The following is a 24463-nucleotide window of genomic DNA, read 5'->3' as shown; positions in this document are numbered from 1 at the left end:
AACATCCGACGGCCGGTTTGCGACGGCTCAGGCTTTAGTCGCCGGCATCGTCACCACCGGGCGGGTCTTCGTTCTCCGAAGCCATGCTGCCTGATGCCGACCGTTGGTCTTCATCAATACCGATTAGCTGATAAGCGGACCAAGGGCGCTTGCCAATCGATGCGGCAACACTGTCGATTTGAACTGCGCCGTTTTCAATCCTCAAGGTCATAGCACCGGAGCTTCGAAAGATCCGGCGGTCGATTATTGTTGCTGCATTCCCAGGCGGGCAGCGGACCCAGCGCTGGGGCACGATGATCAGATCCGCCGCGGTACAATCGACTGGACTTGGAACGCGGCCCAGGTCGAAGAAAAAGCGCCGCCCTGCGATCTCACCTTCACACATGTCAGGATAGCTGCAGCTAATCCAGTTCTGTGTCGTTGCCAACTTTTCGAAGGTTGCGCTCTTATCCTGCCCGACACGTCGCAGCCACGTCTCGCGAACCAGCTTTTCGCTGCGATTGCTGGAAACGCCCAATTGTCCATCGGGCCCTCGCATTGCCAGCAACCGGCCCGATGCAGAAATAAACACATCCGGCACTGGTTGGATAAAGATTGAAATCACCATCAAGGCAAAGCCGGCCAAACCCAGTGCGCGTGCTTTTCCTTTGCCCAAGCAGAGCCACAAAAAGCCGGTCGTCGCGGCAATGAGGCCCCATGACGGCATGGTTGGAATCGCCGTGACCGCTTGCGGCCAATCCTGCACCGTATGAGCAACCCATAAGACCGCCGCGCAGCCCCAGCCAAGGACATGGAGGGCCGGTCCATCTAGCCCCAACGGCATGAGCAATAGAGCGATGACCGCCGCCGGCATGATCAGGAAACCGGTGATTGGCACCGCCAGCATATTAGCGGCAATGCCATAGAACTGCAGACGATTGAAATGATAGAGGCCGAAGGGCGCTGTGGCGAGGCTCGCCGCCAGGCTACTCAGCACCATGGTCGCGAGCCAGAATAACCCTTGGCCACCATAAGATAGCACGCGTCCACCAATATCTGCCGGCGGCGCAGTCACGCGGCGGCGCAGTGACAGAAGCGGTTGCCGGAGAGCATCGAAAACAGCGACCAGAGCCAGCACCGCAGCGAAAGACATCTGAAAGCTGGGGCCGATCAGGCTTTCGGGCTGCCAGAGCAACAGCATGATCGCCGACCAGGCAACCAGGCGCAGGGAAATCGGCGAACGGTCCAGCAAGATGGCACCGAAAACGATGCCGGTCATGATGACGGAACGCTGCGTCGGCACGGTTGCCCCGGCAAGGATGGCGTAAAAGAAAGCGCCCGCGAGCGCCATGACCGCCGCCCATTTCTTGATGGGGGCTCGCAAGGCGAGCCAGGGGAAAAGCGCCAGCAGGAACCGTGTGGAGAAGAACATCAATCCGGCCGCCAGGCTGATATGCAGTCCGGAAATGGACAGCAGATGAGCCAAACCGGAATCTCGCATCGCATCGAGATCTGCCTTGCGCAACGCCGTTTGATTACCGACGACCAATGCAATCGCCAATGCACCAGGCGGCCCCGGCAGGACAGCGGAAATACGATCGCCAATCCTCTGGCGCAGCGTATCCGCCCAATCGTCGTAGGTGTCAAAAAAGCTGGTCGCTTGTCGGCCTTCAGCAGATTCCTGCTTGAAGGCGCGGAAGGCAAAGCCGGTTCCATCCAGGCCATCGAAGAATGCCTGGCGGCGGAAATCGTAAGCGCCTGGTGCCGGAGGCGGCGAAGGTGGACGCAAATCAGCCCGCAGCCGGACCCAATCGCCCGGAACGATATCGCCAACGGGACGCAGAACCGTGATCCGCAATGAAAAAGGCTCTGCGCCGTCATCTTCCGCATCGTGCCCGAGAAAAGCCGGCGACAGTGTCAGACGCAATCCGTTCGGCAACGGCTCGGTCCTGGCAACACGGCCGCTGACATAGGCGCCCGGCAGATCTTCGGCGAGCATATGCGGGGTTGCTGATAAAGTGCGATAGGTCATGTCGGCAAAGCCGAGGCAAAGCACGCCAAAAAACAGCGCTGGCCAGAATAGGATGCGGGCATGTGCGGACAGACCGAAAAAGATGGCGCCGCCAAAACCCAAGGCACAGAAGATAGCGGGCAGCCAGAGCGGCGGTTCAACCGGCAAAGAGAAGTAGCAAGCGATCCCACAGCCGAGGACGACGGCCAACCAGCACGGCCAGTTTTCGCGCTGGGCGACGATCTGGCCATGGCCTATCGCCAGCAATGATACCGCGCGCATGATGGCTGAAATCCTCCCGCCAAAGCTGTAGCAAATGCGATCCAGTCGCGCCACAGCCAGTTGCCACGCCCGGGCAAAAATATGCTAAGACCGTCGCAATCCTTCACCTGACAAAGCATGATCCCACCCATGACCGTCGTTACCCGTTTCGCCCCCTCACCCACCGGTTTCCTGCATATCGGCGGTGCCCGCACGGCCCTTTTCAACTGGCTTTATGCCAAGCATCACGGCGGTGTCTTCCGCTTGCGTATCGAAGATACCGACCGTGTGCGATCCACCGAAGCTGCCATCGAAGCGATCATCGATGGTTTGAAATGGCTCGGTCTCGATTGGGACGACGAAACGGTGTTCCAGTTTGCCCGCGCCGGGCGTCACGCAGAGGTCGCCCATCAAATGCTGGCGGCCGGCAAAGCCTATTATTGCTATTGCACGCCCGAGGAACTGGAGCAGATGCGTGAGGCCGCCCGGGCGGCCGGCAAACCCATCCGTTATGACGGTCGGTGGCGAGATCGAGATCCCAAGGACGCGCTGGCCGGCGTCAAACCGGTGGTTCGCCTGAAGGCGCCCACCACGGGGGAAACCGTCCTGACCGATCAGGTGCAAGGCGAGGTACGCGTCGCCAATGAGCAGCTCGACGACATGGTGTTGCTGCGCGGCGACGGAACGCCGACTTACATGCTGTCGGTCGTGGTGGACGATCATGACATGAGCATCACCAATGTGATCCGTGGCGATGACCATCTCACCAACACTTTCAGGCAGATGCAGATCTACCAGTCGATGGGATGGGATTGCCCGAGCTTTGCCCATATCCCACTCATCCACGGTCCCGACGGGGCGAAGTTGTCGAAGCGCCACGGCGCCCTCGGTGTCGATGCTTATCGCGACCTTGGCTATCTGCCCGCGGCACTGCGGAATTATCTGATGCGCCTCGGCTGGTCCCATGGCGATGACGAAATCATTTCGACCCGGCAAGCGATCGAATGGTTCGACCTTCCCGCAGTGGGCCGCTCGGCCTCGCGTTTCGACTATGCAAAACTCGACAATCTCAACGCGCATTACCTGCGTGAAACCGACGATCGGGAGCTTGCCGTCGATATTGCGGCCCGTCTCGGCGTCGCCGGCGACAACGCAGCCACCGAGCGCTTAGTAAAAGGCATGCCCGGGCTCAAAGCTCGCGCGAAGACGTTGAAGGAATTGGCAGAGAATGCCGCCTTCTATATCGCCGAGCGGCCATTGCCGATGGCAGACAAAGCAAAGGCGCTGCTGACGGCGGAAGCTGTCGGCTTACTGACAAAGCTGCATGCTGAACTCACGCACCTCACTGAATGGACCGCTGCGGCAATTGAAGCTGCGGTGCGGCAATTCGTCGACACCAATAGCGTCAAATTGGGACAGGTCGCCCAGCCGTTGCGTGCGGCGCTCACCGGGTCGACAACATCTCCCGGTATGTTCGAGGTGATGGAAGTGCTGGGAAAAGAGGAGTGCCTCGGGCGCCTATCGGATGTTTTTTTGACCGTTCACTGACGATCGACGAGTCTATTGCAGTGCGAAAAATGGGTCATGACGCGTTAACCTTTCCCGTGCTAGCCTAGGGGCGCAGGTAAAAAAACGACTTTATCTCAGGCCCGCTCGGGCCAGTTCACCATAAGTGATGAGGATCTCATGGCGCAGCGTAAATCCGGCACAGGCAAATCTGGTGCGGCTAAATCCGGCAAGACGGCTAAGTTGGCTAAGTCGAAGCAATCTGCGAAAGCATCTGCCACAGCTAAGCCGTTGCGCATTGTTGATTCCGGCATCAAACCGGCTGCACCGAAAACCTATGCTTCTGTCGCCGTGAAGGATAACCAAGGCACCAATTGGGAACTGCCGCTGCTCAAGGGTACGCTGGGTCCTGATGTCATCGATGTTCGCAAGCTCTATACGGAGCATGGCGTCTTTACCTACGATCCGGGCTATGGTTCCACCGGGTCAACCGCCTCGGCCATCACCTATATCGATGGCGAAGAAGGCATACTGATGCATCGCGGGTATCGGATCGAAGAACTGGCGAAGCACAGCGATTTCATGGAAGTCTGCTATCTTCTGCTGGAAGGCGAATTGCCGAATGCGAAGCAAAAGGCCGAGTTCCAGCATCAAATCACCTATCACACGATGCTGCACGAGCAGATAGCATCCTTCTATCGCGGCTTCCGCCGTGATGCGCATCCGATGGCCGTGATGGTCGGTGTGGTCGGTGCTCTCTCCGCGTTCTATCACGACAGCACCGATATCCACGATCCGTATCAGCGGATGATCGCGTCCTATCGCTTGATCGCCAAGGTGCCGACGATCGCTGCGATGGCGTATAAGTATTCAGTCGGTCAGCCTTTCGTTTACCCGCGCAACGACCTCAATTATGCGGAAAACTTCCTGCGCATGACTTTCGCGGTGCCGGCCGAGGAATACAAGATCGATCCGGTGGTCGCGAAGGCGATGGATCGCATCTTCATTCTCCATGCCGATCACGAGCAGAATGCGTCGACCTCGACGGTCCGCATCGCCGGCTCGTCGGGCGCCAATCCCTTCGCCTGTATCGCCGCGGGCATCGCCTGCCTTTGGGGCCCCGCTCATGGGGGTGCCAACGAAGCAGTGCTGTCGATGCTGCATGAAATCGGCTCGGTCGACCGCATTCCCGAATACATCAAGCGCGCGAAATCGAAGGATGATAATTTCCGCCTGATGGGTTTCGGCCATCGCGTTTATAAAAACTATGACCCCCGTGCCACGGTGATGCGCGAATCCTGCCACGAAGTGCTGGACGCGCTCGGCAAGCGTAATGAGCCGCTCCTGGCCCTCGCCATGGAACTCGAGCGGATCGCCTTGGAAGACGACTATTTCGTCTCCCACAAACTGTTCCCGAACGTCGATTTCTATTCGGGGATCATCCTGCAAGCGATCGGTTTCCCCACCTCGATGTTCACCGTGCTGTTCGCCGTGGCCCGCACGGTCGGCTGGGTCGCCCAGTGGAAGGAAATGATCGAAGATCCGACACAGCGGATCGGCCGTCCGCGCCAGCTTTACACCGGCTATGGCGAACGTCCCTTCCTGCCGCTCAACAAGCGTAAATGATACCTAATTCCCAGCGAGCCTATATCGAACACACGGCGCGCTGGGAAACAGACCTGTCATAGAAAAACCCCCGCTGTCATCGGCGGGGGTTTTTACATTCTGCTGTTAATGTGAAGCTTCGATCAGTTCGATCTTGTAGCCATCCGGGTCTTCGATAAACGCAATAACCGAACCGCCATGCTTCATCGGTCCAGGCGGACGCGGTATCTTCACGCCCTCTTTCTCCAACTGATTACACACGCCGTAAATATCGGGCACGTGGATAGCCAGATGGCCAAAGGCCGAACCCAATTGGTATGGTTCCTTCTGGCCCCAGTTGTGAGTGAGTTCGATTACCGCATTGTCGTCTTCATTACCGTAACCGACAAAGGCCAGGGTGAATTCGCCGCTCGGATAATCCTTCCGGCGCATCAGCTTCATGCCGAGCAGGCGCGTGTAAAAATCGATCGATTTCTCGAGATCGAACACCCGGATCATCGTATGAGCCAGGCGGAAATCACCTGTGCTTTTCGACTTTGCTGCTTCTGACATCGGCCTCTCCTCTCCGGATCAGTCCCGGATCATCGCGGCGAAGGTTGCTTCCGCCACAATCTGGTCATTGACTTTCGCCTCGCCAATAAACTTCCACACCGGGCCACGATTGCGGTCTTTGCGAACATGAATGCGGATCTGGTCGCCCGGCACAACGGGACGACGGAACCGCGCATTGTCGACGCTCATGAAATAGACCAGCTTGCCTTCAAAAGCTGCACCCAATGTGTGAACGACGAGAACGGCCGCCGTCTGGGCCATGGCTTCGATGATCAACACGCCCGGCATGACCGGATCCGTGGGGAAATGTCCCTGGAACACGGCTTCGTTCATCGATACGTTTTTGATACCGACGGCACCGACGTCGCTTACCATATCTTCAACGCGATCGATCATCAGGAATGGAAAGCGATGGGGGATCATTCGCATGATCCCCTTGGCATCCACCGATATTCCCTGCTGCACGTCTGTTTCGCTCATCTGCACACCGATCAGGTTATGCTTAGAACTTCACTGACGGCAGCTTTGTATTGAGCTGGGTGACAACATCGTTGGTGATATCCACCGCACCCGGCGCCCAAGCCACCGTATCCCGGTACAATACCAGGGAGATCTTCTTCTGTGCGGCGATCTGCTTCACGATGACAAAGGCGGCGTCCTGAAGTTGGCCAAGGGCCCTTTGCACGGATTCATCGAGGCTGCGACCCTTATTCTGGACTTCCACCCGCAGGGCTTCACCCTGCTTGTTCATAGCCGCAACCTTGCTCTGATAATCCTGCGGTGTGATGGAAGCGCGCTGCTGTTCGAGCTGCTGACGCTGTTTGATCAAGGTTTCTTGCCGCTTCTGGATGTCGCCCTGGACTTGCTGGCGGCGCTGGTCAACGGCTGCACGCAATCCCTTGCCGGCGGTGGATTGCGACATGATCTTCTCGCGGTCGATCACCGCGATGACAACCGGCTCGCCGCCGGCAGCCTGCGCTTGAGCTTGGAGGGGTGCAACGCTCACGCCGATTGCAGCTCCCCCGCAGAGAACCGCCATCAAGGCCAAAGTGTAAAAATATTTACCGAACATACGCACGATAGATACTCCAAATATAGAAGTTAGAACTGGGTGCCGACACTGAAGCTGAACAATTCAGTCTCGTCTTTCGAATCTTTACGCATCGGCACAGCAAGATCCACCGCCAAAGGACCGAAGGGTGATACCCAGGTCAGGCCAAGGCCGGCAGAGACACGGATCATGCCGGAGTCGTCGACATCGACGTTACTATGCGGATCCGTACCCGTCACCGTGCCGAAATCCGAGAAAACGCGACCGCGGATCTGATACTCCTCGGGCAATCCGAGAGGGAAACCAAGGCTGATTGTACCATCGAACAGGAACTGGCCGCCAATGGAACCGTCTTTTTTCTTCGCATCCTCGTCACGCGGGCCGACGCCACGATCAGCAAAACCCCGCAAGGTTTGGCCGCCCAATTGGAACGCATCGGCGAAGTGCAGGTAATCTCCGAAAAGCGGCTGGATATAACCGGTTTCAGCGGAGAGGCCTAATGAGACCGATTTGCTGCGGTTGAAGGGAATGAAGTAACCGCCGCTCAGGACACCTTTCACCGCATATACCGTGCCGCCGACGCCGGTATAATCGGTCTCGAGGTTAACATAATAGCCATCGCGCGGATCAAGCTTGGAATCACGACGGTCGTAGATCACGTTCGACTTCAAGGTCGATCGGAATTCGTACCCCTTGTCGTCTTTGATCACCTGAGATGCTTCGTCGTCGATATGATAGATGTCGTCCGCCGAGAACGTATAGCCGAGCGTATGTCGGGTATATTCCGAAATATCGTAGCCGAGCGCGGTATTGAAACCGGATGACATCTGGCGATAGCGATCATGCCGCGCCCGGTATCGTGTGTGGAAGATGCCGAACGTGGCTGACATTTCCTTGTCAAGAAAATAAGGATCGGTGAAGTTGATCGAACCGGACGACCGCTTGCCGGAGATGCCGATTGTGGCCGAGAGATCCTGTCCCTTGCCAAGCAGATTTCGTTCACGAAGACCGACCGTACCCAAAGGACCATCGGCCGTCGAGAAACCGGCACCGAAGCTCAATTCACCGGTCGACTTCTCCTGCACCTTAACCTTGATAATGGTCTTGTCCGGCGTGCTACCTGCGGCTTGGGAAATATCGACCGATTCAAAGAAGTCGAGATTTTTCAACCGCTGTTCGGTCCGCTTCAATTTTTCCGTACTGAACGCGTCGCCTTCCGCCAGACGGAATTCCCGGCGGATAACCTTATCCTGTGTGCGCACGTTGCCGGAAATGTCGATACGCTCGACGTAAACCTTCGGGCCTTCCTGGATGTCATAAGTCAGGTTGAGAACCCTGTTCTTCGCATCGCGGTCGATACGGGGCCGCACGTCAACGAAGGCGTAACCCAGATTGCCCAGCCGGTCGCTCAGTTTTTGCACCGTATCCTCGACCCGCGATGCGTCATACCAATCGCCTTCGGTGGTATCGAGGTCCCCTCGCAAGGAATTGGGATCGAGACCTTTCAGCGTCGTCTTGACATCGACCTTGCCGAACTTATAGCGCTCCCCCTCCTCCACGGTGAAGGTAATGAAGAAAGCTTCCTGGTCCGGCGACAATTCGGCGACGGCGGAAATCACGCGAAAATCGGCATAACCCTCTGACAGATAGAAACGTCGAAGCTGTTCCTTATCCACGGTCAAACGGTCGGGATCGTAGGTGTCGGCATTGGTAAGGAACAGATACCAATGACTGACCCGGGTCAGGACTTCGTCGCGCAGTTCGCTATCGCTGAACACCTTGTTGCCGATGAAATCGATACGGCGTACTTCGGTGATATCGCCTTCATGAATTTCGAACACCAGATTGACGCGGTTCTGGTCCAATTTGATGATCTTCGGCTCAACGGTGGCAGCGAAGCGGCCGCTGCGGCGGTAAAGATCCAGGATGCGCTTCACATCTTGTTGCACGCGGGTCTGGGTATAGACCACGCGCGGACGCAGCTGGACTTCGGCCTGCAGGGCATCATCTTCAATGCGCTTATTTCCTTCAAAGGCCAGCTTGTTGATGATCGGATTTTCCTTGACCGACACCACCAGCGCATTGCCTTCGCGCCGCAGATTGACGTCGGCGAAGAGACCCGTGGCGAACAGGTTTTTCAATGCTTGGTCGATCTTCTGGGCGTCGAAATTGTCGCCCGGATTGATCTGCATATAAGAGCGAATCGTCTCGGGCTCGATACGCTGATTGCCTTCCACCCGGATCTCCTGGATCGGATCGCCGCTAGAAATATTTTGCGCGTATGCTTTGGAAATACCTGTCAGACCGAAAATGCCTATTGTTATTGCCAGGGTCAGGACAAGCCGCTTTACGATGGCCATTTTACGCATCTTCCGGTCAAGTAAACAGGGATTTGATATAATCGACGACTTTCAGATAAACCAAGTCGTTCCAAGTGGCAAACACCATCAGCGACAGCACAAACGCAACGCCAAGTCGTAGCCCCCATTCATGCGCGCGAGCCCCCAGCGGCCGGCCGCGCAAAGCTTCGGCGGCATAGAACATCAGGTGGCCGCCATCCAGCATCGGGATCGGAAACAGATTGATCAGACCGAGGTTGACGGAAAGCAACACCGCCAGGCTGACCAGCGACGCAAAACCAATCTCTGCCATGTCACCGGACATCTTGGCGATGCGCAGCGCGCCTCCAACCTCGTCGGCTGAACGCTTCCCCGTGATCATCTGGCCAATGCCGGTCAGCATGCCCGTGGTCATTTGATAGACTTGATGGGTCGCTTCGACGACCGACTGACCGACGCCCAGCTTGCGGACGTTGCCGTTACCACTGCTACGGATACCCAGCCGACCGACTCGCTGCTTGTTGCCGAAGGTATCTTCCTCTTCGACGATTCGCGGCTTCAGGGTGAAATCCAGTTTCTGCCCCGCCCGATCAATGCCCAATTGGAGCGGTTCGTCGAGATGCAGGCGGACCTGCATCGCCAGATCTTCGAAACCTTCCAGCGGGCTGCCATTCAGAGTGGCGATTTTATCGCCAGCTTTTAAGCCTGCCTCACTGGCGACCGAATCCGGCATCACTTCGCCGATTTCGGTCGATTGCAGCGTCTTGCCATAGACCAGGAAGAGGCCGGTGAGAACCACAATGGCGAAGACGTAATTGGCAAGCGGGCCCGCTGCGACAATCGCCGCGCGCTGGCCAACGCTTTTCCGGTTGAAAGCAACAGCGGCGTCCTCTTCCGACATAGGCGCCGCCGCTTGTCCCTCGAGGGCATTGCTCTCCTGGCCGAACATGCGGACATAACCGCCAAGGGGGATCGCGCTGAATTTCCAACGGGTGCCTAAACGATCGGTGAAGCCGAACAGCTCCGGACCGAAGCCGATGGAAAAGACTTCCACCCGGACGCCGCACCAGCGCGCAACGAGGAAATGTCCCATCTCGTGAACGAAGACGAGTACCGTCAGGAGAAGCAGGAACCAGAAGCCGTAATGCGGTATCGCCGCCAATATTTCCATCGTCCTAGACCACTTTCCGTGCCGCAGAGCCCCAATTTAGACAAGAGCGGTTCTCACCGTTTTTATACGGAGTTTCTGCCCACTCCCAACCTGGCGCCCTTCTTGTCCCCTGGCGCTGCATGGTGGCCGCAGCCACGTCGGATTGTCTAGCACACTTTATCGTGCCAGCACACCAAAACAGAACGATTTCCTTGGGTTAACCCCAGTTTTGGGATCACGCGTTGGTTAATCTTGCGGCGACCTGACGTTGCGCGACCTGGCGGGCCGACAAATCGGTTTCCAGAACATCGGCAATCGAGCTCAATGCCCGAGTCCCCATCTCGGACAAGACCGATTCCACGACCGAAGCGATGTCGGTGAAGGCGATTTTGCGGTCGAGGAAGGCAGCGACGGCAATCTCATTGGCGGCGTTGAGAACGGTCGGTGCCTGGCCGCCTTCCTGCAACGCCTCGCGCGCCAGGCGCAAAGCTGGGAAACGGACCGCATCGGGGCTTTCAAAGGTCAGATCCCGCATTTTGGCGAAATCGAGTCGGTCGGCTGGCGCGGCGATTCGCTTCGGCCAGCCCAGTGCATAGGCAATCGGTGTCCGCATATCCGGGCTGCCCAATTGGGCCAGCACGGATCCGTCACGATAGGCCACCATGCTGTGGATGATCGATTGAGGGTGCACCAGGATATCGATCTGGGTCTCGGGCAGCCGGAACAGATGATGCGCTTCGATCAGTTCAAGGCCTTTGTTCATCATGCTAGCGGAATCGACCGAGATCTTTGCTCCCATGCTCCAATTGGGATGCGCGACCGCCTGTTCCGGCGTCATCGACCGCATTTCCTCGTAACTGCGTGTCCGGAACGGACCGCCGGAGGCGGTCAAAATGATCTTCTCGACAGCCTCGATCTGCTCCGGATCGAAGACTTGAAAAATCGCGCTGTGCTCGGAATCGACCGGCAGCATCACGGCGCCGTGCCGTGCAACCTCGGCCATCATCAGATCGCCGGCACAAACCAGCGTCTCCTTATTGGCGAGACCGATCATTGCACCGCGGCGCACAGCCGCCAAAGTCGGTTCCAGCCCGGCCGCGCCGACGATCGCCGCCATGACCCAGTCGGCCGGCCGCGCCGCCGCTTCGATCACCGCGGACCGCCCGGCAGCCGCTTCTATACCCGTTCCTGCCAGGGCTTCTTTCAAGCGCCCAAACTTGGCCTCGATCCCGACCACGGCCAGGCGCGGACGCAGGGCCAGCGCCTGCTCAATCAGCAGTTCAACATTGTTATGCGCCGTCAGCGCCTCGACCTGAAAAGCTGAAGGATCGCGGCGGACGATATCCACTGTGTTGCAGCCTACCGAACCGGTCGATCCCAGAATGGTCACCCGGCGCGGTGCGGCCGCTGCCATTTTCTGCTCGATCACAGCCATTCGAGGATTCCTCCACCAATCACATATTCTACAGCGGCGACGGCCAAGACCACCGCCATCAGACCGTCAACCCGGTCGAGGACACCGCCATGACCAGGGATTATACGCCCGCTATCCTTGACCCCGAAATGCCGCTTGAAAAACGACTCAAACAGGTCGCCGGACTGTTCGACCACGGCGAGCAGGCCGCTGGCAAGCACCATCGGCCAAATCGTCGGCCGGCCGGCCAAAGTCGCGGCGATCGCCCCGACCAGCGCTGCCGACAGGATAGCGCCCGCCAAGCCTGCCCAGGTTTTGCTAGGGCTGATACGCGGGGCAAGTTTCGGACCACCGATCGAACGGCCTGCGAAATAGGCGCCCGTATCCGCCACCACGACCAGGGCAACGATCCAAATTTCCGTAGCAAATCCGTCTGACGACCAGGAGCGAATCTTGATCATCGCCAGGGCCGCCGGCACGACATAAAGGATGCCGAGCAGCAGCCACAGGGCGCCGACCCCGCGCTGCGGCCAGGCCAGCACCAATATCGCCAGCGCGCCGGCCAGCGGCACCAGCCATAAGGGTAAGGTGAGCGGCGGGGAGAACACGGCGACCGCCAAGGACAGAATAACGACTGCCACCATGGCAAGATTGACCACGGATAGGCGCCCGACGGGATAGGCAACCTGCACAGGCCGACGCTCGGCGCAAATGGCGCTCCATTCCCAGGCCATGATGCCACCGAAGATGGCGATCAAGATGGCCCAGGCCAAGCCACCCAGCCAGAGCGCGAGCAGCGCCACCGGCAAAAGGACAGCAGAGGACGCAACACGCTGCTGAAAGCTTGTCAGCGGTTTTACCGACGCGGGTTCGGTGCCGTTCGGTACGTTCCCGCTGTTTGGTTCGTTTCCCTGACCCACCCGCTCATGCCGCTGACGTTCGTGCGGAGTTTCAGCCGGCGGCGCCATATCTGCGGTTCCGCCCCTGATACTCGGCTAGGGCAGCAGAAAAATCCGCGGCGCTAAATTCCGGCCAATGTTTGTCGACAAAAATCATTTCCGTATAGGCGAACTGCCAAAGCAGAAAATTGCTGATCCGCATTTCCCCGCTGGTACGGATGACCAGATCCGGGTCCGGCATGTCGGCCGTCGACAAATTGCCGGCGAACATGGCTTCATCGATATCTTCGGCGCGCAGCTCGCCCTGAGCGACGCGCTGCGCCAATTGCCGCGCGGCATTGACGATATCCATCCGGCCGCCATAGCTGAGCGCGATGGTGAGGCGCAGGCGGCTGTTATCACGCGTCTGACGTTCGGCACCCTCAATCAGCTCGACGATGTCGGGCGCCAGGCGATGGCGCTCGCCAATGACTGACAGGCGCACGCCGTTATCGTGCAGCCGGGCGATTTCGCGCCGCAGATAAAGCCGCAGAAGCCCCATCAAATCATTGATTTCGGTTGCCGGTCGCTTCCAGTTTTCCGACGAGAATCCGAACAATGTAAGATGGGTGATGTCGTTGCGGATCGAGGCCTCAACAACCTGGCGGACGGTTTCCGCCCCCTGGTAGTGCCCAGCCGTTCGCGGCAGGCCGCGCGCCTTCGCCCAGCGGCCATTGCCATCCATGATGATCGCCACGTGGCGAGGCGCCACAACACCATCGACGCCGAACGCCTGTATCGCTGGTCGCAATGCCGTCACGCGAGTCTCCTTCGTTCTAGACCTGCATAATTTCTTTTTCTTTGGCGGCCAGAGCCTCGTCGACCCGCTTGATATGGTCGTCGGTCAGTTTTTGCATCTGATCGGACAGCCCGCGGTGTTCATCTTGCGAAATGTCGCCGTCCTTTTCCGACTTCTTCAGCATATCCATTCCGTCACGACGCACATTACGCACCGCGACACGCGCCTGCTCTGCATATTTATGGGCGACCTTCGCCAGCTCGGTACGACGTTCCTGACTCAATTCGGGAACCGGCACGCGTACCAATTGGCCATCGCTGGCGGGATTGAGACCGAGACCAGCATCACGAATTCCCTTCTCGACCGCCGATACCATGCCACGATCCCAAACCTGGACCGTGATCATGCGCGGTTCGGGCACGCTCACCGTACCGACCTGGTTGATCGGCATGTTGCTGCCATAGGCGTTTACCATCACCTGATCGAGAAGATGCGTCGATGCGCGACCGGTACGCAGACCGGCGAATTCCTTGCGCAATGCCTCGACAGCTCCGTCCATGCGGCGGCTGAATTCATCCAATCGAGCATCAGTCATACCTAGTACCCCCAACCTTACTTCGCAGCCTGGACCGGCTCATTGCCGATCACTGTGTATCTGCCGGTCCCCAGCATGACCTGAGCGAAATTACCCGGCGTATGAATGGAAAAGACGATGATGGGAATGCCGTTTTCCCGCGCAAGCGAAATCGCCGCCGCATCCATCACCTTGAGGTCCCGCGACAGCACGTCGTGATGAGTGAGATGCGTATAGCGTTCCGCTTCGGGATGCAGCTTCGGGTCGGCGCTGTAAACACCGTCCACCTTGGTGCCCTTTAACAGAGCTTCGCATTTCATTTCGGAAGCACGCAAAGCAGCCGCCGTATCGGTGGTGAAATACGGGTTGCCGGTACCGGCGGCGAAGATCACCACCCGGCCCTTTTCCAGATGGCGCACGGCGCGCCGGCGGATATAGGGCTCGCAGATCGATTGCATGGGGATAGCCGATTGCACGCGGGTATCGACACCGGCCTGTTCCAAGGCATTCTGCATGGCCAAGGCGTTCATGACGGTGGCCAGCATACCCATGTAATCGGCCGAGGCACGCTGCATGCCCTGGCTCGCGCCAGCGATGCCGCGAAAGATATTCCCGCCGCCGATCACCAGGCAGCATTCGACGCCCAGTTCGTAAACCTGCTTCACTTCCGCAGCGACGCGGGTGACAGTCGTAGGATCGAGACCGAATTCCCGCTGCCCCATGAGGGCTTCGCCGGAAATCTTGAGCAAAACGCGCTTATACAACAGGCCTTGTGTCGCTGCCTTGCTCACTCTGCTGCCTCCTGCGCGTGCGTTCTATATTTTTAATCAGATGGGGCCGACAGCCCCATCCGTTACCCACGATGCCCGGCTATAACGCCGGGCTCGCCATTTAGTTTCCAAGCTGCGCAGCGACTTCCGCTGCGAAGTCTTTCTGTTCCTTCTCGATGCCTTCGCCGAGCGCCATGCGGACGAATCCGGTGAGCTTGACCGGCGCGCCGATCTCTTTGGCAGCTTTTTCAACTACCTGCTTCACCCGGCTCTCGCCATCGATCACATAGAGCTGTTCCAGCAGCACCACATCTTCATAATACTTTCTCAGACGGCCTTCGACCATCTTTGCGATAATTTCCTCCGGCTTGCCCGACGCCCGGGCCTGCTCGGCCAGCACGTCACGCTCCCGATCGAGATCGGCCTGATTGACCGAGCTGATATCCAGGGCCTGCGGGTTAGCCGCGGCGATATGCATAGCGATCTGCTTGCCAAGGGCCGCGAGCTTCGAAGCATCGCCAGTCGATTCCAGGCCGACCAGGACACCAATCTTACCGAGGCCGGCTGCCGCCGCATTGTGCATGTAGCTCGCCACCACACCGCTGCTGACACTGACCGTCGCCACGCGGCGCAGGCTCATATTCTCACCGATCGTGGCAACCAATTGTGTCAGCTTTTCGGTGACCGTGATGCCTTCCGGCAGCTTGGCGGTCTTGAGCGCCTCAATGTCGCCGGCCGTCAGGGCCAGCTTGGTCACGGCGGTCACGAAGCTCTGGAAGCTCTCGTTCCGGGCGACGAAATCGGTTTCGGAATTGACTTCGACCAGGGCGCCACTGGTGCCCTCGGCAACCACGCCGACCAGGCCTTCGGAGGCCACGCGGCCCGCTTTCTTGGCGGCCGCGGCAAGACCCTTCTTGCGCAGCCAATCGATCGCCGCCTCAAGGTCGCCGCTGGTTTCGCTCAGCGCCTTCTTGCAATCCATCATGCCGGCGCCCGACTTCTCGCGCAGTTCCTTGACCAGCGCAGCCGTAATCTCCGCCATTTTCAATTCCTTCCTGCAAATATCTTACACGTTCCAGGCAGCCGAACAGCAGCGGGCCGCCAATGTGTCAATGGGGCGCCGGCGCGTTCCCGCCCGGTCACCCCACTGAACCAAACCCAGACTTTTACGCCGAAGCCGACTGATTGGCTTCGCCACCTTCGACCGGCAGAATTTCGGCGGGCAATTCGTCCGACTCGCCGATATCCTTACCGGAGCTGATCGCTTCCTGCTGCAGGCCGTCGAGCACGGCACCGGCGAAGAGATCGCAATAGAGCGAGATCGCGCGCGTTGCGTCATCATTGCCCGGCACCGGATAGGTCACGCCGCTCGGGTTGGAATTGCTGTCCACGATCGCCACCACCGGAATGCCGAGCTTATTGGCTTCCTGGATAGCAATCTGTTCCTTCAGGGTGTCGATGACGACGAGAATATCCGGCTGACCGCCCATATCCTTAATGCCGCCCAGCGCGCGCTCCAACTTATCGCGGTCGCGGGTCATCATCAGGAGTTCTTTCTTAGTCAGGCCGGACGTATTGGTCGACAGACGGTCATCAACCTCGCGCAGGCGCTTGATCGACTGGGAGATGGTCTTCCAGTTCGACAGCATGCCGCCCAGCCAGCGGTGATTGACGTAATACTGGCCGCAGCGCTTGGCGGCATCGGCAACCTTGTCCGATGCAGCGCGCTTGGTGCCCACGAACAGGACGCGACCGCCGGAGGCAGCAACGTCACGAACCGCGCGGATCGCCTGATCCAGCATCGGCACGGTCTGTTCCAGATCGATGATGTGAATGCCGTTGCGAACGCCGAAGAGGTACGAAGCCATCTTCGGATTCCAACGACGGGTATGGTGACCAAAATGCACGCCAGCTTCCAGGAGCTGACGCATGGTGAAGGACGGCATCGCCATGTGTATTATCCTTTTCCGGTTAAGCCTCTGCGGGATGTGACCGGATCAGCGGATCCGGCACCGGAGCGTCCGTTCGGGATTTCTCCCCGAGACAGCGCAAGCCCGCATGCGGTTTCAAGCGCCGCTTACCTACCGTGCCCCCGTCGCTGGCGCAAGGGAAAAGTTACCAGCACGGCCCTAACCCATAACCTAACGAACTGATTCCATTCGTGAAATTACAGCGACAACGACTTAAGGCAATCAATCCTCAGAATATATCTCCACAGTTTCATTTAGAATCAGACAGTTACCCTGCTTACCGAAGCGGCAAGATTAATCAGGTATCAACGATATCGACGATTCCCGGTACAGCCTTGATTGCGCCGCGCACCACCGGCGAAATGGCAAAGCGGCCCGGCAAGGCAATAGCAACTTCACGCTGGTCTTCTGCGAGGTCGAGAAGCAGTTCTACTTTGCCTTTTCCGCGGCCCGCCCGGGTCAGAATTTGCTTGAGGCTCTCGATCGGACTTGGTTCCCGCAAGAAGACCCGCAAGCCGGCACCGGTATTGGACGCCGCCTGATCCAAAGCTTCAACGGAGTGGATAAGCAGGCGAAGCGAATCCTCTTCCATTCGTAAATCGACGGTCAGAAGTAAAGCACGCCCCGGTTCAAGGAGTTCCCGCGCTTCGTTCAGGCGCTCACTGAAGATCGTCGCTTCAAAAAGGCCGCTGGGATCGGTCAATTGCACGAAAGCAAAACGATTGCCCTTGGCCGAGGTGCGCTCCTGCTTGCCGACCAGAAGGCCGGCGACTTTAGCGCGTGCAGTCCCCCTCGCCCGCATATAGGCCGGCAGCTCCGCATAAGGCACAGCCTCCAGGCGCTTCAAACTGGCGCCATAAGAATCCAATGGATGCGCCGACAAATAGAAGCCGATGGCACCGAATTCATGTTGCAGCTTTTCCATCGACGGCCAGTCCGGCGTCGGCGGCAGTGTCAGCGTCACTTTAGCCGCATCCCCAAAGAGGCTGTTTTGATTGCTGGTGCGTGCTTCCTGTGCGGCGCCGGCCTGGCGAAGCATCTGCTCGACGGCCTCATAAACCTGCCGGCGGTTCGCATTGAGGCTTTCGAAGGCGCCGGCAACAACCAGATTTTCCAATTGTCGCTTGTTGATGCTTTTCGGATCGATCCGTTCGCAAAAATCGGCGAGACTCCTAAACGGGCCGTGCTCCTCACGATTGGCGACCATATGTTCCATGGCGCCCATGCCGACATTCTTCACCGCGGCCAGCGCATAGCGTACGGCCAATGAACCGTCATCCTGCTTTTCGACGGCAAAAGTCGGCATCGATTTGTTCACGTCAGGGGGTAGGAGTTTAACGCCGATCCGGTTCAGTTCCTGCCGGAAGACGTTGAGCTTCTCGGTGTTCCCCATATCGTAGGTCATGGAGGCGGCGAAAAATTCGACTGGATAATTCGCCTTCAACCAGGCGGTCTGATAGGAAACCAGTGCATAGGCCGCGGCATGGCTCTTGTTGAAGCCGTAGCCGGCGAATTTGTTTACCTGATCGAAGATCTGCCCGGCCTTCTCCTCGGGGACGCCGCGTTCCACCGCACCATCGACGAACAGCTTTCGCTGTGCCTCCATCTCTTCCTTGATCTTCTTGCCCATGGCGCGACGCAACAGATCGGCCCCGCCGAGGCTATAGCCGGAAAGGACCTGGGCGATCTGCATGACCTGTTCCTGGTAGATCATGATCCCAAAGGTTTCCTTCAGGATTCCTTCCAGGCTCGGATAGAGATAATCCGGCTCCTCCCGCCCGTGTTTGCAATTGATATAGCGCGGGATGTTGTCCATCGGGCCGGGGCGATAGAGCGCCACCACGGCGATGATATCCTCGAACCGGTCGGGCTTCAGCTTTTTCAACACGTCCCGCATGCCCGAACTTTCAAGCTGGAACACGCCGGTTGAATCGCCCTGCCCCAGCATCTCATAGGTTTTTCGATCATCCAGCGGCAGCTGGTTAAGATCGACTTCAATATCGCGCTTGGCGAGCTGCTTTACCGCGGTCACCAGAACCGTCAGCGTCTTCAGACCGAGGAAGTCGAATTTCACCAGGCCGGCCTTTTCGACATCCTTCATATTGAACTGCGTGACCGGCATGTCGGAACGCGGATCGCGATAGAGCGGCACCAGTTCGTTCAGCGGGCGGTCGCCGATCACCACGCCGGCCGCATGGGTCGAGGCATGGCGATATAGGCCCTCGATCTTCTGCGCGATCTCCATCAGGCGCTTGACCATCGGGTCGTCTTCCTGCACCTGGCGCAATTGCGGTTCGCTGGCGATTGCATCCTTCAGCGAGATCGGATTGGCGGGATTGTTCGGGATCAGCTTCGACAGTTTGTCGATCTGGCCATAGGGCATCTGCAGGACGCGCCCCACGTCGCGGACGGCCGCACGCGCCTGCAATTTACCGAAGGTGATGATTTGCGCCACGCGATCGCGTCCATAGCGTTCCTGCACATAGCGGATGACTTCATCGCGCCGGTCCTGGCAGAAATCGACGTCGAAGTCGGGCATGGAAACGCGTTCGGGATTAAGAAAACGTTCGAAAAGCAGACCCCAGCGCAATGGATCGAGGTCGGTGATGGTCAGCGCCCAGGCGACAACGGAACCGGCGCCCGAGCCTCGTCCCGGTCCCACGGGGATGCCATTCTTCTTCGCCCATTGAATGAAGTCGGCAACGATCAGGAAGTAGCCGGGAAAACCCATCTGAATGATGGTATTGAGCTCGAATTCCAGACGCTCGTCATAGGGCTTGCGCGCATCGCCTTCGATATTGGCGGCTTTCATGCGGGCATCGAGCCCTTCCATCGCCTTCTGCTTGAGCACGTCAGCCTCGGCAATTTCCACCGAGAAGGCCGGTAGGATCGGCTTGCGTGCCGGTGGCATGAAGGCGCAACGCTGGGCAACCACCAATGTATTATCGACCGCTTCGGGTAGATCGGCGAAAAGCTCGCGCATCTCCCTGGCCGATTTAAAGCCATGGGCGCGCGTCACGCGACGCCGGTCCTTTTCACCGACATAGGTACTGCCGGCGATGCAGAGCAAGGCATCATGCGCAGCGTACATGCCCTCGTCTGAAAAGAAGACTTCATTCGTCGCAACCAGCGGCAGATCGAGCTCATAGGCCAGCTCGATGAAGGCGTCTTCAGTTTTCTGTTCAGCCGGCATGCCGTGGCGCATGATCTCGACATAGAAGCGGCCCGGGAAAATGGCAGCGAGGCGCTTCAAGGCCTCTTCCGCTGCCGCCTGCTGGCCTTCCAATAACAGCCGGCCCACCTCTCCGGCCGGCCCACCGGTCAAGGCCAGCAGCCCTTCCGAATGTTGGGTGAGCAGGTCGAGGCTGACCTGCGGAGCCAGTCCGGGTTCAGTTTCCAAGAAGGCGTGGCTCACCAGCTTCATCAGATTCTGGTAGCCGACATCATTCTGCACCAGAACCACCAGCGGATCCGGCGGCGGCTGGGTGCCACGCTGCGGTTCGACATCGACCCGCGCGACGCCCAGTTGGCAGCCGATGATCGGCTGGATACCCGCATCTTTCGCGTAGCCAGAGAATTCCATGATGCCGAACAAGGCACCGGTATCGGTGACCGCCACCGCCGGCATGTCATTGCGCTTGGCCAGCTCCACCAACTGCTTGTTCTTCACCGCCCCTTCGGAAAGCGAATAGGCGGAATGGACGCGCAGATGGACAAAATCGGCATAAGGCATTTGGTCTGTGTTCCGGCTTTTGAGGTCGCCGGCAGTTTAGCCGCTCGCCCGGCGAATAAAAACCCCCAGGCCGAGCGTCAGCGGAAGCCAATGCGAGTCGCCTTCCCGACCGCTTTGCCGCTGGGCCGAAATCCTTCTTACCGGCTATGATGCCCGCCGCACCCCCGACCGGAGCCGAAGATGCGCCTGCGAGGCAAGGAGAGGGAATCACCGAGACGCCCCGCCATCGGCGATATGCATGGCGAGATCCGCGCCGGGCCCGGTCTCAAGCCGCTTTGGCAGTGGGGCCTCATGGTGATCGGCTCGTTCGCCCTGACGCTTGGATTACAGGCACTGGACCTCCCGGCGGCATTGTTGCTGGGGCCGATGATTGCCGCGATCGGCATGGGTTTACTCGTATTGCTGCTCGGGCCCATGATCGCCCGCTTCGTCGCGCGAATCGTGGCGCGCCGCCAGGCCAGCTAGAAGTCAGCACCATTTGAGGACGTTGTCGGCACGATGATAGGACAGCGTCGCGCTGGACCGGCACCCGCTCAGTATGGCTCCAGCACGCCTTCGCGGATCGTGACGACACGGTCCATTTTCTTTGCAATCTCAAGGTTATGCGTAGCGATCATTGCGGCAACACCCGTGTCGCGGACCAGTGACAGTAAGAGAGCAAAGACGTCATCCGCCGTATGAATATCGAGATTGCCGGTCGGTTCATCGGCCAGGAGGATCGACGGCTGATTGGCAAGGGCACGGGCAATGGCAACACGCTGCTGTTCACCGCCCGATAGTTTGGCCGGCCGGTGATCGAGGCGTTGGCCCAGCCCTACCCGCGTCAACAGCTCAACGGCTCGCGGCTTGGCGGCCCTGCGGCTTCGTCCGGCAATCATCTGCGGCAATACGACATTCTCCAGAGCGGAGAATTCCGGCAGGAGATGATGATACTGATAGACGAATCCCATCTTGGTGCGCCGCAATCTGGTGCGCTCCCGATCGCTCATCTCACTGGTCGATTGCCCACTGATGATCACATCGCCGCCCAGTGCATGCTCCAACAGGCCAGTAATATGAAGCAAAGTAGATTTGCCGGATCCTGACGGACCAATCAAGGCCACCATCTCTCCGGGATAAACCTGAAGATCCGCAGTAGCGATCACATCCAAGCGGCCGGCAGCCTGCTTGAAGCTTTGCTTCACACCACGCAATTCAAGCACCGCCTGACGACCGCCGTTCATCTTATTCATAGCGCAGCGCCTCCACCGGATCGAGCCGCGCTGCCCGCCAAGCTGGATAGATGGACGCCAGAAGAGTCAGGACCAACGACATGCAGACGATCAACGCCACTTCCCACTTATCCACGATGGCCGGCAGCTTGGAGAGAAAATAGATCGTCTGGTCAAACAGATTGGTGCCGGTAATGCCCTCGAGGAAACGCCGGATGGTTTCGATATTGTAGGCAAAGGCCACGCCAAGCAAACAGCCGGCCGCCGTGCCGACGATGCCGATACTGGCGCCGGATAACAGGAAGATACGCAAGATGGTGCCCCGCGAAGCGCCCATGGTGCGCATGATGGCGATGTTTCGGCCTTTGTCCTTCACCATCATGATCTGGCCGGAAATGATATTGAACGCAGCCACGACGATGATCAGCGTCAGGATGAGGAACATCACATTCCGCTCGACTTCGACAGCGTTGAAGAATTCGGCATGAGCCTGCTGCCAATCGGTCAGGCGGAAACCGGGTCCCAGCGCCTTGTCCAACCCATCTAAAACCGGCGCTATATTGTCGGGGCTCGTGGCCATGACCTCGATCGACGTGGCCGCCTTGGGCACTTTGAAGTAGAGCTGTGCGGCATCCAACGGGACGAAGACATAACCGCTGTCATACTGATACATGCCAATGTCGAAAATGGCGCCGATCGTATAGGTCTTCATCCGTGGGAAGGTGCCGCCGATGGTCACCGTGGTCTGTGGCGAAATCAGGGTGACTTCGCTGCCGATCGTCAGTCCCATCTGCTCCGCCATGCGGGCACCGATCATGACGGTATCTTCCTCGTTCAGCGCATCGATCGAGCCCATGCGGATATTATCGGCAAGCAATTTCCGCTGCTTCAGATCATCGACACGCATGCCCCGCACGATGGCACCGCTGCCGCCATTGGCCGCGGTCACAAAGACCTGGCCCTCGACGATTGGTGTGGCCGACACAACGCCTTTGACTTGGCGCAGCTTGGCTACGAGATCGTCGTAATTCGGAATCGGGCCTTGGATGGAGGTGACCGCGACATGGCCATTGATGCCTAGAATGCGTTTCATTAGTTCGGCACGAAAGCCGTTCATCACCGACATGACGACGATCAATGTCGCGACACCCAGGGCGATCCCCAGGAGCGAGAAGCCGGCGATGACCGAGATGAAACCCTCCTCGCGGCGCGCGCGCAGATAGCGCATCGCCACGAGGCGTTCGAAGGCATTGAAAATCATTTATGGCCGATCCGGTTCAGCGCCGCTTCGATGGTGAGTTCCTGCTTTTCGCCGCTGGCGCGGTTCTTCAATTCAACCTCGCCCTTGGCCGCACCACGCGGTCCGACCGTCAATTGCCACGGTAGGCCGATCAGATCCATCTCGGCAAATTTGGCGCCGGCCCGCTCATCGCGATCGTCGTAAAGGACTTCGACACCGGCCGCCTTCAGCTTGCCATAGATATCTTCAGCAGCCTTGGTGGTGACATCGTCGGTCACCTTCAGATTGATCAGGCCGACTTTGAAAGGCGCCACCGATTCAGGCCAGATGATGCCATTCTCATCGTGGCTGGCTTCGATAATGGCGCCGACCAGGCGCGAGACGCCGATACCATAGGATCCCATATGAAGGGTGACCGGCTTGCCGTCCTTGTCCTGAACCTGGGCCTTTAACGGATCGGAATATTTGGTGCCGAAGTAGAAGATATGGCCGACCTCGATGCCGCGCGCCTCCAAACGACGATCGGATGCGATGGCGTCGAAGGCCGCCTTGTCGTGCTTCTCCTCGGTCGCCGCATAGTCGCTGGTCCAAGCCTGAACAATCGGCTCAAGATCGCCGTCAAAGTCGATATCCATCGACAGCACGTCGCGCTCGACGAAATTCTTATGGCAGAAAACCTGGCTCTCGCCGGTATCCGCGAGAATGATGAATTCGTGGCTGAGATCACCGCCGATCGGCCCCGTATCGGCCGCCATCGGAATGGCTTTCAGCCCCATCCGTGCATAAGTGCGCAGATAAGAGACGAACATTTTGTTATAGGCGCGTTTGGCGCCGGCATAATCGAGATCGAAGGAATAGGCATCCTTCATCAGAAATTCGCGGCCGCGCATCACGCCGAAACGGGGGCGCACTTCGTCGCGGAACTTCCACTGGATATGATAGAGAAGCTTCGGCAGGTCACGATAGCTTTTCGCCGAATTGCGGAAAATATCGGTTATCAGCTCCTCATTGGTCGGGCCAAAAAGCATCTCGCGCTCATGACGGTCGGTGATGCGCAGCATCTCCTTGCCGTAATCGTCATACCGGCCGGATTCGCGCCAGAGATCGGCCGACTGGATGGTCGGCATCAGCAATTCCTGGCAGCCGGCTGCATCCTGTTCCTCGCGCACGATCTGCTCAATGTTCTTCAGGACCTTGAAGCCCAGCGGCAGCCATGAATAGATCCCGGCGCTTGCCTGGCGGATCATGCCGGCGCGCAGCATCAGCCGATGGGAAACGATCTGTGCCTCGGCAGGGTTTTCCCGCAATGTCGGCATGAAGAACTGGGAGGAACGCATAGAGCCTCACTTTGGCGATAAATCGAATTGTTGCGGGACTTTAGGCAAAGCGCGGGGGTCTGTCCACGGCCCAATGCGGCGAA

The 24463-nt window shown here is 58.5% G+C and carries 20 protein-coding genes; 3 read left to right on the top strand and 17 right to left on the bottom strand.

Annotated elements, in window-relative coordinates; translation table 11 throughout:
* Positions 1–34: 34 nt before the first annotated feature.
* Positions 35–2272, bottom strand: a complete 2238-nt coding sequence (locus SMD27_RS09320; RefSeq protein WP_320508095.1) for a ComEC/Rec2 family competence protein — start codon at positions 2270–2272, stop codon at positions 35–37.
* A gap of 129 nt (positions 2273–2401) precedes the next feature.
* Between SMD27_RS09320 and gltX the strand changes: the two genes are divergently transcribed.
* Together gltX and gltA are read left to right on the top strand one after the other, a co-directional pair.
* On the top strand, positions 2402–3799 hold the full coding sequence (gene gltX, locus SMD27_RS09315; protein ID WP_320508094.1) for a glutamate--tRNA ligase: 1398 nt from the start codon (positions 2402–2404) through the stop codon (positions 3797–3799).
* A gap of 138 nt (positions 3800–3937) precedes the next feature.
* Positions 3938–5383 carry a citrate synthase gene (gene gltA / locus SMD27_RS09310; RefSeq protein ID WP_320508093.1) on the top strand — a complete coding sequence of 482 codons (1446 nt, stop codon included), beginning with the start codon at positions 3938–3940 and terminating at the stop codon, positions 5381–5383.
* Positions 5384–5488: 105 nt separating this feature from the next.
* Here the strand turns inward: gltA and gloA are convergent, their stop codons facing one another.
* The 13 genes from gloA to dnaE all read right to left on the bottom strand — a co-directional run bounded on the left by gloA (position 5489) and on the right by dnaE (position 20592).
* The gene (gene gloA / locus SMD27_RS09305) at positions 5489–5914 is read right to left on the bottom strand and encodes a lactoylglutathione lyase (RefSeq protein ID WP_320508092.1); all 426 of its coding nucleotides are present in this window, start codon (positions 5912–5914) and stop codon (positions 5489–5491) included.
* Between the two features lie 18 nt (positions 5915–5932).
* Entirely contained in the window at positions 5933–6394 is a 462-nt protein-coding gene (gene fabZ, locus SMD27_RS09300; protein ID WP_320508091.1) for a 3-hydroxyacyl-ACP dehydratase FabZ, read from the bottom strand.
* 22 nt (positions 6395–6416) lie between these two features.
* Positions 6417–6986 carry an OmpH family outer membrane protein gene (locus SMD27_RS09295; protein ID WP_320508655.1) on the bottom strand — a complete coding sequence of 190 codons (570 nt, stop codon included), beginning with the start codon at positions 6984–6986 and terminating at the stop codon, positions 6417–6419.
* A 29-nt stretch (positions 6987–7015) separates the two neighbouring features.
* On the bottom strand, positions 7016–9325 hold the full coding sequence (bamA, locus tag SMD27_RS09290; RefSeq protein ID WP_320508090.1) for an outer membrane protein assembly factor BamA: 2310 nt from the start codon (positions 9323–9325) through the stop codon (positions 7016–7018).
* 16 nt (positions 9326–9341) lie between these two features.
* Complete coding sequence (gene rseP, locus SMD27_RS09285) at positions 9342–10475, bottom strand: RIP metalloprotease RseP (protein WP_320508089.1); 1134 nt, start codon at positions 10473–10475, stop codon at positions 9342–9344.
* A gap of 214 nt (positions 10476–10689) precedes the next feature.
* The gene (locus SMD27_RS09280; protein ID WP_320508088.1) at positions 10690–11889 is read right to left on the bottom strand and encodes a 1-deoxy-D-xylulose-5-phosphate reductoisomerase; all 1200 of its coding nucleotides are present in this window, start codon (positions 11887–11889) and stop codon (positions 10690–10692) included.
* Positions 11880–12836 (bottom strand): phosphatidate cytidylyltransferase, encoded by a 957-nt coding sequence (locus SMD27_RS09275; protein WP_320508087.1) that lies wholly within the window; start codon positions 12834–12836, stop codon positions 11880–11882. The genes SMD27_RS09280 and SMD27_RS09275 overlap by 10 nt, the downstream gene beginning before the upstream one ends.
* Entirely contained in the window at positions 12820–13491 is a 672-nt protein-coding gene (gene uppS, locus SMD27_RS09270; RefSeq protein WP_320508654.1) for a polyprenyl diphosphate synthase, read from the bottom strand. Before uppS ends, SMD27_RS09275 begins: the two co-directional genes overlap by 17 nt.
* A gap of 91 nt (positions 13492–13582) precedes the next feature.
* Complete coding sequence (frr, locus tag SMD27_RS09265) at positions 13583–14140, bottom strand: ribosome recycling factor (protein WP_320508086.1); 558 nt, start codon at positions 14138–14140, stop codon at positions 13583–13585.
* Positions 14141–14157: 17 nt separating this feature from the next.
* A complete protein-coding gene (gene pyrH, locus SMD27_RS09260; RefSeq protein WP_320508085.1) occupies positions 14158–14910 on the bottom strand; it encodes a UMP kinase in 753 nt (250 codons plus the stop codon).
* Positions 14911–15010: 100 nt separating this feature from the next.
* Positions 15011–15931, bottom strand: a complete 921-nt coding sequence (tsf, locus tag SMD27_RS09255; RefSeq protein ID WP_320508084.1) for a translation elongation factor Ts — start codon at positions 15929–15931, stop codon at positions 15011–15013.
* 124 nt (positions 15932–16055) lie between these two features.
* Complete coding sequence (rpsB, locus tag SMD27_RS09250; protein WP_320508083.1) at positions 16056–16841, bottom strand: 30S ribosomal protein S2; 786 nt, start codon at positions 16839–16841, stop codon at positions 16056–16058.
* Between the two features lie 316 nt (positions 16842–17157).
* Complete coding sequence (gene dnaE, locus SMD27_RS09245; RefSeq protein ID WP_320508082.1) at positions 17158–20592, bottom strand: DNA polymerase III subunit alpha; 3435 nt, start codon at positions 20590–20592, stop codon at positions 17158–17160.
* A 180-nt stretch (positions 20593–20772) separates the two neighbouring features.
* Here dnaE and SMD27_RS09240 point away from each other — a divergent pair, with 180 nt between their 5' ends.
* Entirely contained in the window at positions 20773–21057 is a 285-nt protein-coding gene (locus SMD27_RS09240) for a hypothetical protein (RefSeq protein WP_320508081.1), read from the top strand.
* A gap of 68 nt (positions 21058–21125) precedes the next feature.
* On the opposite strand, the gene SMD27_RS09235 is transcribed toward SMD27_RS09240, so the two are convergent.
* Genes SMD27_RS09235 through proS form a run of 3 tightly spaced genes read right to left on the bottom strand, consistent with a single transcriptional unit; the run spans position 21126 to position 24380 of the window.
* Positions 21126–21815 carry an ABC transporter ATP-binding protein gene (locus SMD27_RS09235; protein ID WP_320508653.1) on the bottom strand — a complete coding sequence of 230 codons (690 nt, stop codon included), beginning with the start codon at positions 21813–21815 and terminating at the stop codon, positions 21126–21128.
* A 1-nt stretch (position 21816) separates the two neighbouring features.
* Positions 21817–23064, bottom strand: a complete 1248-nt coding sequence (locus SMD27_RS09230; protein WP_320508080.1) for a lipoprotein-releasing ABC transporter permease subunit — start codon at positions 23062–23064, stop codon at positions 21817–21819.
* Positions 23061–24380 (bottom strand): proline--tRNA ligase, encoded by a 1320-nt coding sequence (proS, locus tag SMD27_RS09225; protein ID WP_320508079.1) that lies wholly within the window; start codon positions 24378–24380, stop codon positions 23061–23063. The genes SMD27_RS09230 and proS overlap by 4 nt, the downstream gene beginning before the upstream one ends.
* Positions 24381–24463: the final 83 nt, after the last annotated feature.

Origin of the sequence: Dongia soli (assembly GCF_034044715.1) — a bacterium.
Lineage (GTDB): Bacteria > Pseudomonadota > Alphaproteobacteria > Dongiales > Dongiaceae > Dongia_B > Dongia_B soli.
Note: the sequence above shows the minus strand (reverse complement) of the source record. Positions and strands in the feature narration are given on the sequence as shown.

Excerpts from the sequence above, each read along its gene's own strand:
- dnaE (WP_320508082.1), bottom strand. The coding sequence starts at position 20,592 with ATGCCTTATGCCGATTTTGTCCATCTGCGCGTCCATTCCGCCTATTCG.
- gltX (WP_320508094.1), top strand. The coding sequence starts at position 2,402 with ATGACCGTCGTTACCCGTTTCGCCCCCTCACCCACCGGTTTCCTGCAT.
- SMD27_RS09230 (WP_320508080.1), bottom strand. The coding sequence starts at position 23,064 with ATGATTTTCAATGCCTTCGAACGCCTCGTGGCGATGCGCTATCTGCGC.
- gloA (WP_320508092.1), bottom strand. The coding sequence starts at position 5,914 with ATGTCAGAAGCAGCAAAGTCGAAAAGCACAGGTGATTTCCGCCTGGCT.
- proS (WP_320508079.1), bottom strand. The coding sequence starts at position 24,380 with ATGCGTTCCTCCCAGTTCTTCATGCCGACATTGCGGGAAAACCCTGCC.
- tsf (WP_320508084.1), bottom strand. The coding sequence starts at position 15,931 with ATGGCGGAGATTACGGCTGCGCTGGTCAAGGAACTGCGCGAGAAGTCG.
- frr (WP_320508086.1), bottom strand. The coding sequence starts at position 14,140 with ATGACTGATGCTCGATTGGATGAATTCAGCCGCCGCATGGACGGAGCT.
- bamA (WP_320508090.1), bottom strand. The coding sequence starts at position 9,325 with ATGGCCATCGTAAAGCGGCTTGTCCTGACCCTGGCAATAACAATAGGC.
- fabZ (WP_320508091.1), bottom strand. The coding sequence starts at position 6,394 with ATGAGCGAAACAGACGTGCAGCAGGGAATATCGGTGGATGCCAAGGGG.
- SMD27_RS09295 (WP_320508655.1), bottom strand. The coding sequence starts at position 6,986 with ATGTTCGGTAAATATTTTTACACTTTGGCCTTGATGGCGGTTCTCTGC.
- uppS (WP_320508654.1), bottom strand. The coding sequence starts at position 13,491 with ATGGATGGCAATGGCCGCTGGGCGAAGGCGCGCGGCCTGCCGCGAACG.
- gltA (WP_320508093.1), top strand. The coding sequence starts at position 3,938 with ATGGCGCAGCGTAAATCCGGCACAGGCAAATCTGGTGCGGCTAAATCC.
- SMD27_RS09235 (WP_320508653.1), bottom strand. The coding sequence starts at position 21,815 with ATGAACGGCGGTCGTCAGGCGGTGCTTGAATTGCGTGGTGTGAAGCAA.
- SMD27_RS09240 (WP_320508081.1), top strand. The coding sequence starts at position 20,773 with ATGCGCCTGCGAGGCAAGGAGAGGGAATCACCGAGACGCCCCGCCATC.
- SMD27_RS09275 (WP_320508087.1), bottom strand. The coding sequence starts at position 12,836 with ATGGCGCCGCCGGCTGAAACTCCGCACGAACGTCAGCGGCATGAGCGG.
- rseP (WP_320508089.1), bottom strand. The coding sequence starts at position 10,475 with ATGGAAATATTGGCGGCGATACCGCATTACGGCTTCTGGTTCCTGCTT.
- SMD27_RS09320 (WP_320508095.1), bottom strand. The coding sequence starts at position 2,272 with ATGCGCGCGGTATCATTGCTGGCGATAGGCCATGGCCAGATCGTCGCC.
- rpsB (WP_320508083.1), bottom strand. The coding sequence starts at position 16,841 with ATGGCGATGCCGTCCTTCACCATGCGTCAGCTCCTGGAAGCTGGCGTG.
- SMD27_RS09280 (WP_320508088.1), bottom strand. The coding sequence starts at position 11,889 with ATGGCTGTGATCGAGCAGAAAATGGCAGCGGCCGCACCGCGCCGGGTG.